Origin of the sequence: Microbacterium sp. zg-B96 (genome assembly GCF_030246865.1) — a bacterium.
Taxonomy (GTDB): domain Bacteria; phylum Actinomycetota; class Actinomycetes; order Actinomycetales; family Microbacteriaceae; genus Microbacterium.
On record NZ_CP126738.1, the window covers coordinates 2,473,134 to 2,485,803 of the forward strand.

At 69.2% G+C, this 12,670-nt stretch carries 12 protein-coding genes and 1 tRNA gene; 7 read left to right on the forward strand and 6 right to left on the reverse strand.

Translation table 11 applies throughout. The annotated features are described in order from the left end of the window. Nucleotides 1-49 precede the first annotated feature (49 nt). Nucleotides 50-2,020 (forward strand): acetate--CoA ligase, encoded by a 1,971-nt coding sequence (gene acs / locus QNO11_RS11570; RefSeq protein WP_257508133.1) that lies wholly within the window; start codon nt 50-52, stop codon nt 2,018-2,020. Nucleotides 2,021-2,070: 50 nt separating this feature from the next. Here acs and QNO11_RS11575 read toward each other — a convergent pair whose 3' ends face one another. After that, nucleotides 2,071-2,538: a RidA family protein gene (locus QNO11_RS11575; protein ID WP_257508132.1), complete on the reverse strand. Its 468-nt coding sequence runs from the start codon at nt 2,536-2,538 to the stop codon at nt 2,071-2,073. A gap of 2 nt (nt 2,539-2,540) precedes the next feature. After that, on the reverse strand, nt 2,541-2,756 hold the full coding sequence (gene sp36 / locus QNO11_RS11580; RefSeq protein WP_257508131.1) for a Sp36 family protein: 216 nt from the start codon (nt 2,754-2,756) through the stop codon (nt 2,541-2,543). 108 nt (nt 2,757-2,864) lie between these two features. Here sp36 and QNO11_RS11585 point away from each other — a divergent pair, with 108 nt between their 5' ends. The 4 genes from QNO11_RS11585 to QNO11_RS11600 all read left to right on the forward strand — a co-directional run bounded on the left by QNO11_RS11585 (nt 2,865) and on the right by QNO11_RS11600 (nt 7,294). Beyond that, the gene (locus tag QNO11_RS11585) at nt 2,865-5,414 is read left to right on the forward strand and encodes a transglycosylase domain-containing protein (protein ID WP_257508130.1); all 2,550 of its coding nucleotides are present in this window, start codon (nt 2,865-2,867) and stop codon (nt 5,412-5,414) included. After that, nucleotides 5,407-6,339 carry a metallophosphoesterase gene (locus tag QNO11_RS11590; protein ID WP_257508129.1) on the forward strand — a complete coding sequence of 311 codons (933 nt, stop codon included), beginning with the start codon at nt 5,407-5,409 and terminating at the stop codon, nt 6,337-6,339. The genes QNO11_RS11585 and QNO11_RS11590 overlap by 8 nt, the downstream gene beginning before the upstream one ends. 48 nt (nt 6,340-6,387) lie before the next feature. Beyond that, nucleotides 6,388-6,461: transfer RNA gene (locus QNO11_RS11595), tRNA-Pro, on the forward strand. A 65-nt stretch (nt 6,462-6,526) separates the two neighbouring features. Next, complete coding sequence (locus tag QNO11_RS11600) at nt 6,527-7,294, forward strand: HAD-IIB family hydrolase (RefSeq protein ID WP_257508128.1); 768 nt, start codon at nt 6,527-6,529, stop codon at nt 7,292-7,294. Nucleotides 7,295-7,566: 272 nt separating this feature from the next. Here QNO11_RS11600 and QNO11_RS11605 read toward each other — a convergent pair whose 3' ends face one another. The 3 genes from QNO11_RS11605 to QNO11_RS11615 all read right to left on the reverse strand — a co-directional run bounded on the left by QNO11_RS11605 (nt 7,567) and on the right by QNO11_RS11615 (nt 10,272). Continuing rightward, entirely contained in the window at nt 7,567-8,841 is a 1,275-nt protein-coding gene (locus QNO11_RS11605) for an alpha-hydroxy acid oxidase (protein ID WP_257508127.1), read from the reverse strand. 20 nt (nt 8,842-8,861) lie between these two features. Further along, complete coding sequence (locus QNO11_RS11610; protein WP_257508126.1) at nt 8,862-9,560, reverse strand: FadR/GntR family transcriptional regulator; 699 nt, start codon at nt 9,558-9,560, stop codon at nt 8,862-8,864. Between the two features lie 70 nt (nt 9,561-9,630). Then, a complete protein-coding gene (locus QNO11_RS11615) occupies nt 9,631-10,272 on the reverse strand; it encodes a thymidine kinase (protein WP_257508125.1) in 642 nt (213 codons plus the stop codon). A gap of 96 nt (nt 10,273-10,368) precedes the next feature. On the opposite strand from QNO11_RS11615, the gene QNO11_RS11620 reads away from it, so the two are divergent. Beyond that, nucleotides 10,369-10,809, forward strand: a complete 441-nt coding sequence (locus QNO11_RS11620) for a YciI family protein (RefSeq protein WP_257508124.1) — start codon at nt 10,369-10,371, stop codon at nt 10,807-10,809. Between the two features lie 12 nt (nt 10,810-10,821). Continuing rightward, the gene (locus tag QNO11_RS11625; RefSeq protein ID WP_257508123.1) at nt 10,822-12,048 is read left to right on the forward strand and encodes an RNA polymerase sigma factor; all 1,227 of its coding nucleotides are present in this window, start codon (nt 10,822-10,824) and stop codon (nt 12,046-12,048) included. Between the two features lie 187 nt (nt 12,049-12,235). On the opposite strand, the gene QNO11_RS11630 is transcribed toward QNO11_RS11625, so the two are convergent. After that, nucleotides 12,236-12,664 (reverse strand): pyrimidine dimer DNA glycosylase/endonuclease V, encoded by a 429-nt coding sequence (locus QNO11_RS11630; protein ID WP_257508122.1) that lies wholly within the window; start codon nt 12,662-12,664, stop codon nt 12,236-12,238. Between the last annotated feature and the right edge of the window lie 6 nt (nt 12,665-12,670).

Genomic DNA, 12,670 nt, shown 5'->3' on the forward strand with positions numbered 1-12,670 from the left:
GCGATGACCGAAGACCCGTCATCGCCGACCCGCAAAGGAGCGCGCCGACATGAGCAGCCAGATCGACCACCTGCTGAACGAGACCCGCCGGTTCGCTCCGGCCGAGGATTTCGCGGCCAACGCCGTGGCGACCGCCGAGCTGTACGAGCAGGCCGCGGGCGACCGGGAGGGATTCTGGGCGACCCAGGCCCGCGAGCTGCTGCACTGGGACACCCCATTCACGCAGGTGCTCGACTGGTCGAACCCGCCGTTTGCGACCTGGTTCGCCGACGGCGAGCTGAACGTGGCATACAACTGCCTCGACCGTCACGTCGAAGCGGGCAACGGCGACCGGGTGGCGCTGTTGTGGGAGGGCGAGCCGGGCGACGAGCGCCGCGTCACGTACGCCGAGCTCACCGACGAGGTCAAACGCCTCGCCAACGTGTTCACCGACCTCGGCGTGGTCGCCGGTGACCGCGTCGCGATCTACCTGCCGATGATCCCCGAGGCGGTGGCGGCCATGCTCGCCGTCGCCCGCGTCGGCGCCGTCCACTCGGTGGTGTTCGGGGGGTTCTCCGCCGACAGCCTGCGCACCCGCATCGACGACGCTGGCGCGAAGCTCGTGATCACCGCCGACGGCGGGTACCGCAAGGGAAAGGTGTCGCCGCTGAAGACCGCGGTGGATCTCGCCCTGGCCGGACGCAACGGCAGCGGCACCCAAGAGACCGTCGAGCACGTGCTGGTGGTCCGTCGCGGCGGCAACGAGGTGGAGTGGACCGAGGGCCGCGACCTGTGGTGGCACGACGTCGTGCCCGCGGCCTCGGCCGACCACACGGCGCAGCCGTTCCCCGCCGAGAACCCGCTGTTCATCCTGTACACGTCGGGGACGACGGGTAAGCCCAAAGGCATCCTGCACACCTCTGGCGGGTACCTCACGCAGACGACCTTCACGAACAAAGTGGTGCACGACCTGCACCCCGAAACCGACGTGTTCTGGTGCACGGCCGACATCGGCTGGGTGACCGGGCACAGCTACGTCGTGTACGGGCCGCTGTCCAACGGCGCGACGCAGGTGCTTTACGAAGGCACCCCCGACATGCCGCATCCGGGCCGCTGGTGGGAGATCGTCGAGAAGTACAAGGTGTCGATCCTCTACACCGCCCCCACCGCGATCCGGTCGTTCATGAAGATCGGGCGCGAGGTGCCGCAGCGCTTCGATCTGTCATCGCTGCGGCTGCTCGGCTCGGTGGGGGAACCCATCAACCCCGAGGCGTGGATGTGGTACCGCAAGATCATCGGCGGCAAGACCACCCCGATCGTGGACACGTGGTGGCAGACCGAGACCGGCGCGATCATGATCTCGGCGCTGCCGGGAGTGACCGAGACCAAGCCGGGTTCGGCGCAGGTGGCTCTTCCCGGCATCGCGATCGACGTCGTCGACGAGGACGGCACGCACGTCGGCAACGGCAACGGCGGGCTGCTCGTGGTGACCGAGCCCTGGCCCAGCATGCTGCGCGGCATCTGGGGCGACCCGGACCGGTTCGTCGAGACCTACTGGGAGAAGTTCCGCACGCAGGGCTACTACTTCGCCGGCGACGGCGCACGCCTGGACGACGACGGCGACGTGTGGCTGATGGGCCGCGTTGACGACGTCATGAACGTGTCGGGGCACCGGCTGTCGACGACCGAGATCGAATCCGCCCTCGTCGGGAACGAGGCGGTTGCCGAGGCGGCGGTGGTCGGCGCCTCGGACGAGACGACCGGACAGGCCGTGGTGGCGTTCGTCATCATCAAGCAGAGCTACCTGTCGGCGCACTCCCCCGCCGGCTTGGCCGGCGGGCTGCGTACCTGGGTGAGCGAGCAGATCGGCCCGATCGCCCGCCCCCGCGACGTGTACATCGTGGGCGAGCTGCCCAAGACACGCTCCGGCAAGATCATGCGGCGCCTGCTGCGGGACGTGGCCGAAGGCCGCGAGGTGGGCGACACCACGACGCTGGCCGACACCGCCGTCATGAGCGTCATCAGTGCGCAGGTGCGCTGAGCGGCATCCGCCCCACCGGCATCCACTCGGGGAGTGCGTGCGCCGCCGGCTCAGCCGACGATGAAGACCACCTCGACCTCGACCGGGCTGTCCAGCGGCAGCACAGGCACACCAACGGCCGAGCGGGCGTGCCGCCCGGCGTCGCCGAAGATCTCGCCGAGCACTTCGCTGGCACCGTTTATGACCCCGGGCTGGCCGGTGAATTCCGCAACGGATGCCACGAAGCCGGTGACCTTGAGCACACCGGCGATGCGGTCGACGCCGCCGACGGCGTCAGCCGCGGCCGCGAGGGCGTTCAGCGCGCACTGCCGCGCGAAGATGGCGGCATCGGCGGCGGGCACGAGGCCATGGCCGTCGCCCACCTTTCCGGTCGCCGGCAGGGCGCCGGAGACCATCGGCAACTGGCCGGCGGTGTAGACGAGATCGCCGTGTACCTTCGCCGGTACATACGCGGCCACCGGCGGCACGACGGTGGGCAGGTCGATGCCGAGTTCGGCCAGGCGCTGCGTGACGCTCACGGTCACTCCTGCTCGAACTGGCGGGCCGCCTGCGCGGCGGCATCCAACCCGGCGTTGGTCGAGCCACCGCCGGTGGGGCGCTTGAGGTAGGCCACAAGCCCGCCTTCCGGGCCGGTCACCACCTGCACCAGTTCCCAGCCCTGCTTGCCCCAGTTGTTGAGGATTGCGGCGGTATTGTGGATCAACAGGGGCGTGGTGAGGTATTCCCACGTGGTCATCGCGGCTCCGGATCTGAACAGTTCGAGGGTGGTCTCGCCGATACCACAGGGCGCGACGCACGGCATCCTGTCGAGCCTTCGCCCAGGGTTCTGGCTTACGATCAGCCTATGCCCCATAAGAAACGGACGGCCAGCGGCGTGCTCGGCGGAGTGCTCGGCCTGGTCGGCTTGAGCACCGTGGCCGGCATTCTCATCACCGCAACGGTCACCCCCGCAATCGCCGTATCCGGGTATGCAGCAGGCAACGCGATCTCGATGTTCGAGAACATGCCCAGCTACCTCGAGATCGACGAACTCATGGAGCCCACTGAGATCTACGCGACCGTCGGCGACCAGCCACAGTTGCTCGCACGGTTCTACGACCAGAACCGCGTACCGCTGGAGTTCGACCAGATCAGCACCCTCGCCTACGACGCGGTGCTCTCCAGCGAGGACAAGAACTTCTACAAGCACGGCGGCGTCGACCTCGCCGGCACGATGAGCGCCCTGATCGCCAACGTGCGCGGCACCGACGACCGCGGCGGATCCTCGATCAGCCAGCAGTACGTCAAGAACATCCTCGTGCAGCGTTGTGAAATGAACGCCGCGACGGTAGACGAGAAGAACGCCTGCTACTCCGAGGCGACCAACTCCAACATCTCCGAGGGCGGACTGCAGCGCAAGCTGCAGGAGATGCGTTTCGCGATCCAGCTGGAGAAGACGTACACGAAGGACGAGATCCTTCTCGGGTACCTCAACATCGTGAACTTCGGCGGATCGAACTACGGCATCGGCGCCGCAGCGAAGTACTACTTCGGGGTGGATGCCGCGAACCTGTCGCTGGCCCAGGCCGCGACCCTCGCCGGCATGGTGCAGGAGCCCAACGGGTACCGCATCGACCGCGACAGCGAGTCCAACAACGCCGCCAACGGGTTCCAGAAGACCCTCGACCGGCGCAATTACGTGCTCACCCGCATGCTCGCGGACGGCAAGATCACCCAAGCGGAATACGACGCGGCCGTCGCTGAGCCGATCACGCCGCAGATCACCCCGACCGATCAGGGCTGCCAGATGGCCGGCGGGTCGGCCTACTTCTGCGACTATGTGCGCACGATCATCGAGAACGATCCGGTCTTCGGAGAAACGCCCGACGAACGCAAGGCGATGCTGCGCCAGGGCGGGTTGCGCGTCTACACGACGCTGGATCTGGATCTGCAACTCGCGGCTGAAGAGGCCCTGTCGATCGTTCCTGCCACGATGACCGGCATCGAGCTCGGCTCCACCGGCGTACAGATCGAAGTCGGCACCGGCCGCGTGCTGTCGATGGCGCAGAACACGCTGTACTCGCAATCCAGCGACCAGCTGGCCGATCCGGCGTACTCCGCGATCAACTTCAACACCCGCAAGGTCAACGGCGGCTCGAACGGCTTCAACGTCGGCTCGACCTACAAGGTGTTCACGCTGCTGGACTGGCTGGAGAAGGGCCACTCCATCAACGAGACCCTCAACGGCACGGTGCGCAACTTCAAGATCGACCGCGGCTGCGACGGCGGCGTGCAGACCGTCGTCGGTGCGGACATCGGCAACTTCGAGGGGTCGCGCGGCTACACCAGCAGCCCGTTCAAGTTCACCGCCGACTCGCTCAACACCGGGTTCTTCGCGATGGCCGAGAAGCTCAACGTCTGCGAGATCAACCAGCTTGCCGACCGCATGGGGGTGACCCTCGCCGATGGCACCAAGACATACGAGGCCGGCAACGCGCCGTACGACATCCTCGGCTCGATGAACATCGCGCCAATCGACATGGCGGGCGTCTACGCCACCATCGCCTCGGGCGGCACGTATTGCGAGCCGAAGGCGATCGACCGGATCACCGACTCCGCCGGGGCCGAACTGCCCATCCCCCAGAGGACCTGCACCCGCGTGCTCGACCAGTCGGTGGCCGCCACTGCGGCCTACACGCTGGCGAACGTGCTGAGCAACGGATCGGCGGTCGCTTCGCGCACCTACGACGGTGTGCCGGTGATCGGCAAGACCGGCATCCACCAGCAGTTCCAGACCTGGATGGACGGCAGCTCGACCAAGGTCGCCACGGTCGTCTGGGTCGGCAACGTGATCGGTGAGTCCCAGCTGCACCGTCTTTACGCCAACGGCTACGCACTATGGCGCATGCGGCACGCGATCTGGCCCGACATGCAGCGCGCCGCGAACGCCAAGTACGGCGGCGACGCGTTCCCCGCGCCCGACAACAACCTGACCCGCCGCGTCTACGTGGACCTGCCGAACGTCATCGGCATGGGCGTCGATGATGCCACCAGGACTCTGGAGGATGCCGGCTTCAACGTCGATGTGACCGAGCCAGTGGACGGGGTCCAACCCGCCGGAACCATCACGGTGCAAAATCCCGGTGCCGGGCGCGTGACCAGCGGTACCACCATCGTGATCAGTCCCAGCAACGGCCAGGGCGTGGCTGTGCCCACCGTGGCCGGAATGGACATGGACAAGGCCGTCGACGCGCTGCGCAGCGCCGGGTTCTCTTCCATCACACCGTGCACCGACGGCGGTGGTGGCGGCGGCCCAGGCAACGACGATGATGACGATCGCTCCGTCACCGGCACCGACCCCGCGGCCGGCACCGTGACCGGCCGCAGCGCGACCATCACGCTCGTCTGTGGCTGACCGCGCCCGAGCACCGCGCGCCGCTCTCACCGCCCTCGCGGCGGTGGGAGCGGTGGGCGCGGGCGCCGCGATCTGGGGCATCGGCATCGAGCGGCACCTGTACACACTGCGCCGTCACGAGCTCCCCGCGCTCGCCCCCGGCTCGCGGCCGCTGCGCATCCTCCATATCTCGGATGCGCACATGGCCCCGTGGCAGGGCCGCAAGCAGCGATGGATCGCCTCGCTCGCCGAACTCGAGCCCGACCTGGTGGTCAACACCGGCGACAACCTCGGGCACGCCGACGGCATCCGCGGCATCCGCGTCGCCCTCGCACCTTTCGCCGGGATCCCCGGCGTGTTCGTACACGGCTCCAACGACCTCGTCGCCCCGTCGCCGCGCAACCCGCTGCGGTACTTCAGCGGACCTTCGCAGCGCCGCCGCAAGACCACGCGGCTCGACACCGGCGCGCTGGACAGGTTCCTCACCGACGATCTCGGCTGGGCGGATCTGAACAACAAGGCGACGACGGTGGATGCCGGCGGGTTGCGCGTCCGTGCGTATGGCGTCAGCGACGCCCACCGCGATTGGGACGACCTCGACGCGATGGCGGCCGCCCTCTCCCCCGTGCCCGCCGGCGACCTCGAGCTGGGCGTCACGCATGCCCCGTACCGGCGCATCCTGGACGACTTCACCGCGCGCGGGGCCGATCTGGTGCTGGCCGGTCACACCCACGGCGGACAGGTGCGCATCCCCGGGTCACCCTCGGCCCTCGTGGCGAACTGCGACATCCCGCTCCACCAGGCGCGGGGACTGAGCACCTGGACCGGCGGCGGCAGAACCGTGCCGCTGAACGTCAGTGCCGGCATCGGACACTCCATCTACGCCCCGGTGCGTTTCGGGTGCGCGCCCGAAGCGACGCTGCTGACGCTGGTCCCGCGTTCGTGACCCGGTTCGGAGCACACCCGCACATCGGGTAGGCTGGATGGGTTGCCACGGGGTGTGGCGCAGCTTGGTAGCGCGCGTCGTTCGGGACGACGAGGCCGCAGGTTCAAATCCTGTCACCCCGACATCAGAAGGGCTCCGCCGCAAGGTGGGGCCCTTCGTTCAAGAAGCGTTCGACAGGAGCAGCCCGATGCCGACCCCCCGCCTCATCGCGTTCGACCTGGACGACACGCTCGCTCCGTCCAAGAGCGCGATCGACCCCGTGATCGGTGAGCTGCTGGTCGCACTGGCCGAGCGCGTCGAGGTGGCGATCATCTCCGGCGGACAGCTGCAGCAGTTCCAGGTGCAGGTCGTGGACAACCTGCCGGCGGCATCCGCCGCGGTGCTGGCCTCGCTGCACCTCATGCCCACCTGCGGTACCCAGTACTACCGACTCACCGACGCCGGCGTCGAGACGGTGTACGCCCACCGGCTGACCGACGACGAGAAGGTCCGTGCCCTCTCCGCCGTCGAGGGTGAGGCGCGTCGACTGCGGCTGTGGGAGAGCGAGACCTGGGGCGACATCCTCGAGGACCGCGGCTCGCAGATCACGTTCTCGGCGCTCGGCCAGACGGCACCCCTCGCGGCGAAGGTCGCGTGGGACCCCACCGGGGCGAAGAAGAACGCCCTGCGCGAGGCCGTGGCCGCGCGCATCCCCGACCTCGAGGTGCGATCGGGCGGGTCGACGTCGGTGGACATCACCCACCGCGGCATCGACAAGGCCTACGGCATGCGTCAGCTGTCCGAGCAGACCGGCATCGCCCTGGATGACATGCTGTTCGTGGGCGACCGCCTCGACCCCGACGGCAATGACTACCCGGTGCTGGCCATGGGCGTGGCCTGCCAGGCCGTCGAGGGCTGGGAGGACACCGCCGCCTTCCTGACGACCCTGATCCCCACCCTCCCCGTCCGGGTCTGACCCAGACCTCCCAGCGCGTCCTGGGGGGCCTGCGGGGGCGCATGCGCGCGTCTCCGGTTCAGTCGTCGCAAACGCCCCGGCATCCGGACGCCGCAGGGACATACGCGACGACCGAAGCAGAGGATGCCGCGGGGCGCGGCGGCGGTGGCCGGTTCAGTCGTCGCAAACGCCCCGGCATCCGGGCGCCGCAGGGACATTCGCGACGGCTGAAGCGAAGCAACGCAAGAACGGCCCCCACGCGGAGGGCCGTTCTTGCATTCGGGGGTGCGGGATCAGTCCTGCATCGCCGCCATGGCGCGCGCGGCGTCGGTGGGCTGCGCCACCGGCGTCAAGCGCTGCAGCTGCGTGACGTGGCGCGGCTCCAGCTCTTCCAGGCTCGACACACCCAGCAGCGTCATGGTCCGCTCGATCTCGGTGCGGAGGATCTCGATCGCACGGTCGACACCTGCCCGGCCGCCGGCCATCAGGCCGTAGAGGTACGCGCGACCGATGAGGGTGAACTTCGCCCCCAGGGCGACGGATGCCACGATGTCGGCACCGTTCATGATGCCGGTGTCGATCATGACGGTGGCATCCTTGCCCACCTCACGCACGACGTGCGGCAGCAGGTGGAACGGGATCGGCGCCCGGTCCAGCTGACGTCCACCGTGGTTGGACAGGATGATGCCGTCGACACCGAGGTCGATCAGGCGCTTGCTGTCGGCGACGTTCTGCACGCCCTTGATGACGATCTTGCCGGGCCAGATGCTGCGGATGTACTCGAGGTCCTCGTAGCTGATGGTCGGGTCCATCGCGGCGTTGAGCAGCTCGCCCACGGTGCCGCCGGTGGTCGACAGTGACGCGAACTCGAGCTTCGGGGTGGTGAGGAAGTCGATCCACCACCACGGCCGCGGCAGCGCGTTGATGATCGTGCCGACGGTCAGCTGCGGCGGGATCGAGAACCCGTTGCGCTTGTCGCGCAGGCGGGCACCGGCGATGGGGGTGTCGACGGTGAACATGAGGGTGTCGAACCCGGCCGCGGCGGCACGCTTGACCAGACCGTACGAGATGTCGCGGTCGCGCATGACGTATAGCTGGAACCAGTTGCGCCCGCTCGGGTTGGCGGCGACGACCTGCTCGATCGAGGCGGTGCCGAGGGTCGACAGCGTGAAGGGGATGCCGGCGGCGGCCGCGGCGCCGGCGCCGGCGGTCTCGCCCTCGGTCTGCATGAGGCGGGTGAAGCCGGTCGGCGCGATGCCGAACGGCATCGCGGAGCGGCCGCCGAGGATCTCCACCGAGGTGTCTACGTGCGCGGCGGGGCGCAGGATGTCGGGGTGGAACTCGATGTCCTCGAACGCCTGGCGGGCGCGAGCGAGCGACAGCTCGCCCTCGGCGGCGCCGTCGGTGTAGTCGAAGGCGGCTTTGGGGGTGCGGCGGTGGGCGATCTTCTGCAGATCGGCGATCGTCAGGGCGCCGTCGAGGCGACGCTTGGTGGCGTTGAGCTGCGGCTTTTTGAACTGCATCAGCTCGAGCAGCTCTGCTGGCTTGGGAAGTTGGCGCTGGACCATTTTGGGGTGACCTCTCGCGATCAGTGGGTGTAGTAGCCGGCAATGTGTAGGGGCACGAGGGCACGGGCGCGCTCGACGTCGCCTGCCTCGATCGCTTCGAGGATGGCGTGGTGCTCATCGCGAAGGCGCTGCGACTCCGTGCCCCAGTCCTCGATGTGGCGGGCGATCTGCGCGGTGTAGCCCTGGATCGACGAGCGCAGTCCGGCCATCGTGGCCGCCACGACGGTGTTTCCGGATGCCGCGGCGAGGGCGTAGTGGAACTGGGCGTCCAGCGCGAGGAAGTCCTCCGGGGGCAGCGGCTCGGCATCCATCGCGTCGATGGTGGCGCGCGCGACGGCGAGGTCGGTGTCCGACTGCGCGGCGAGCGTGCCGACGATCCACTCCTCGACGAACAGGCGGGTGGCCACGACGTCTTCGATGGGGAAACCCTGTGCGGCCACCTGCAGCCGCAGCAGCGCCGACATCCCACCGGTGGGGGACGAGATGACGATCGCGCCGGCGGAGGGGCCGGAGCCGGTTCCGGTGCGGATGAGTCCCATCACCTCGAGCACTCGCAGCGCCTCACGGACGCTGGAGCGGCCGATGCCGAGCTGCGCGACGAGGTCTCGTTCGGAGGGAAGCCTGTCCCCCGGGCCGAGGCGACCCTCGATCAGGTCAGTCTCGATCTTGTCGAGCACGACCTTCCAGGCGCGCGCGGGCGCTGGTGCTGTGTCCGTCATGGGCACGGTCCCCTTCGTTGGTGGTCCGACCACGATAATCGATGTGGTCAGACCATGCAACCCCCGGGCGTCACCCGTCGAGACGGCCCCCGGATTCCCGCAGGTAGCACTCCGCGCACATCGACTCGTAGGTGACGCGATCGGCGGTGAGTTCGTCGATGGCCACCTGGTCGCCGTCGAAGACGAACCGGCCGCCGACGAGCCGGGCGTTGAAGAGCGCCTTACGCCCGCACCGGCAGATGGTCTTGAGCTCCTCGAGCGAGTGGGCAAGTTCCATCAGCCGCGCCGAACCCGGGAACGCGTTGGTGCGGAAGTCGGTGCGGATGCCGTAGGCGAGCACCGGCACCCCGTCCATCACGACGATGCGCAGCAGATCGTCCACCTGCTCGCGCGTGAGGAACTGCGCCTCGTCCACCAGCAGACATGCCACGTCGGTGGGCGCCTCGGGGAGCAGTTCGTCGGCCGCGCCGGCGCGCACCTGCTCCCTGTGTTCGCGGAACAGCGACCGCAGATCGGCATCCGGAGCGATGAGGAAGTCAACCGGACGGGTCATCCCCAGACGACTGGCGACCTCGCCGGCACCCTTCGTGTCGATCGCGGGCTTGGCCAGCAGCACGCGCTGACCGCGTTCTTCGTAGTTGTAGGCCGCCTGCAGCAGAGCCGTCGACTTGCCGGAGTTCATCGCTCCGTAGCGGAAGTACAGTTTGGCCACCCGTGGATTCTACGTGCGATGTCGATTCCCGCCGTCGCCGTTCGACGCGATAGTAGAGGGCGACAACGAGCCCCATCGAGACGAAGGAACGCGACGATGTCGAAATACATGCTGGTCATGCGCAACAGCGGCTCCGAGCAGAGTTACGAAGACATGGACGTCGAGGCTGTGATCAACGCCATGGGCGCCTACAACGAGTCCATGATCAAGGCCGGGGTGCTCCTCGGCGGCGATGGGCTGACGGATGCCGCGCAGGGCGCGGTGGTCGAATTCACCGACGACGCCCCGATCGTCACCGACGGCCCCTATGGCGAGACGCACGAGCTGTTCAACGGCTTCTGGATCATCCAGGCCTCCACCCGGGAGGAAGCCGTGGAGTGGGCCAAGCGCGCTCCCCTGGGACCGGGAAACAAGATCGAAGTGCGCCGCGTCACCGACGACTCGGACTTCGCCGACTACCAGGACAACGAGTACGTGAAGAAGGAGAAGGGCTGGCGCGACGAACTCGGTCTCAGCGTGGGCGCCGACACCCCCTGACGCCGTGCCCTCATGACCGACCACATCCACCGCACAGTCGACGCCGTCTGGCGTATCGAGAGCGCGCGCATCATCGCGTCGCTCGCGAAGGTGACAGGCGACGTCGGGCTGGCGGAGGATCTCGCCCAGGAGGCGTTGGTCGAAGCGATCGAGCAGTGGCCGGATGCCGGCATCCCCCGCAATCCCGGGGCATGGCTGACCGCCGTCGCCAAACGTCGCGCGATCGACCGGTGGCGGCGGCGCAGCGCGCTGGATGAGCGCTACCGCGCGATCGCACACGACCTGTCGGCGACGACGGCCGACGAGTGGGAGCCGATCGACGACGACATGCTGCGGCTGGTGTTCACCGCCTGCCACCCGGTGCTGTCGCGGGAATCGCAGGTGGCCCTGACGCTGCGGGTCGTGGGCGGACTGTCGACGCAGGAGATCGCGCGGATGCTGCTGGTGCCGGTGCCCACCGTGCAGGCGCGCATCACGCGGGCCAAGAAGACCCTCGCCGCCGCGCACGTCCCGTTCGAGACCCCCGACCCCGCCGATTGGCGGGAGCGACTGGGCGGCGTGCTCGGCGTGATCTACCTGATCTTCACCGAGGGGTACGCGGCCACCAGCGGGGACCGCTGGATGCGCGAGGAGCTCGCCGAGGAGGCGCTGCGGCTCGGCCGGGTCCTCAGCGGCCTGTTGCCGCGGGAGCCGGAGGTATGGGGCCTGGTCGCGCTGATGGAGCTGCAGTCGTCGCGGTTCGCCGCGCGCACCGCGCGCGACGGCACGCCGGTGCTGCTGACCGACCAGGACCGCACCCTGTGGGACCGCAGGCAGATCGCGCGGGGGCGCGGGGCGCTGGCGCAGACCGATGGCCGGGGCGGGCGGGGTCCGTACGCGCTGCAGGCGGCGATCGCGCTGTGCCACGCGGTGGCGCCGAGCGTCGAGTCGACCGACTGGGACCGCATCGTGCTGCTGTACGAGGCCCTCGGGCGCATCGCGCCGAGCCCCGTGGTGGACCTCAACCGCGCCGTGGCGGTGTCGATGGCCACCGGCCCCGCGACCGCCCTGCGGATCGTGGATCGGCTGCAGGCCGACGGTGCGCTGCGCGGCTCGCACCTGCTGCCGAGCGTCCGCGGCGAACTGCTGCGCCGGCTCGGCCGCGTCGACGAGGCACGGTCGGAGCTGCTCACGGCGGCGGCGCTGGCCGCGAACGACCGCGAGGCCGCGGTGCTGCGCGGCAAGGCCGCCGCGCTGTGAGTCGTCCCTCCCCTCTCCTCCCCACGCCCCGGTTTGGGGCGCGTATCGGGTACCGAACCCCGCGATCTCCCGGTTTGGGGCGCGTATCGGGCGCCGAACCCCGCGATCCCCCGGTTTGGGGCGCGTATCGGGCGCCGAACCCCGCGATCCCCCGATTTGGGGCGCGTATCGGGCACCGAACCCCGCGCTACGGCCGCTCCCACGTCTCGATCGGCCCGGCCACCACCGTGAACGACGGCCCGGCGGCCGGCGCGCCGGCGGGCAGTCGCCCCAGCCACTCCGGCGATCGTTCGGTGACCTTGCGGCGCAGGTGCTCCAGTTCGAACGCCAGCTGGCCCTCGGTCACCGGGATCGCCGGATTCGCGGCATCCGCGCACCGGATGCGTGTCACATCGAACCGGTAGCCGCGCGCCGTCGCCTCGGCCTGCAGGGTCCCCAGGAAGTGTCCGATTGCGCCCTCCGGGTCAGGCTGCGCGCGGAAGCGCTCCAACTGCGGATGCCGCGTGTAACCGCGCGTGGCCCCCACGAGCACCGCCTGCGCCAGCAGCGCCTCGCGCCAGCCGGCGACGAGGGCTGCCCGGTCCAGCAGCGCCGGGTGCAGGGACCAGAGCCGCATGCGGCT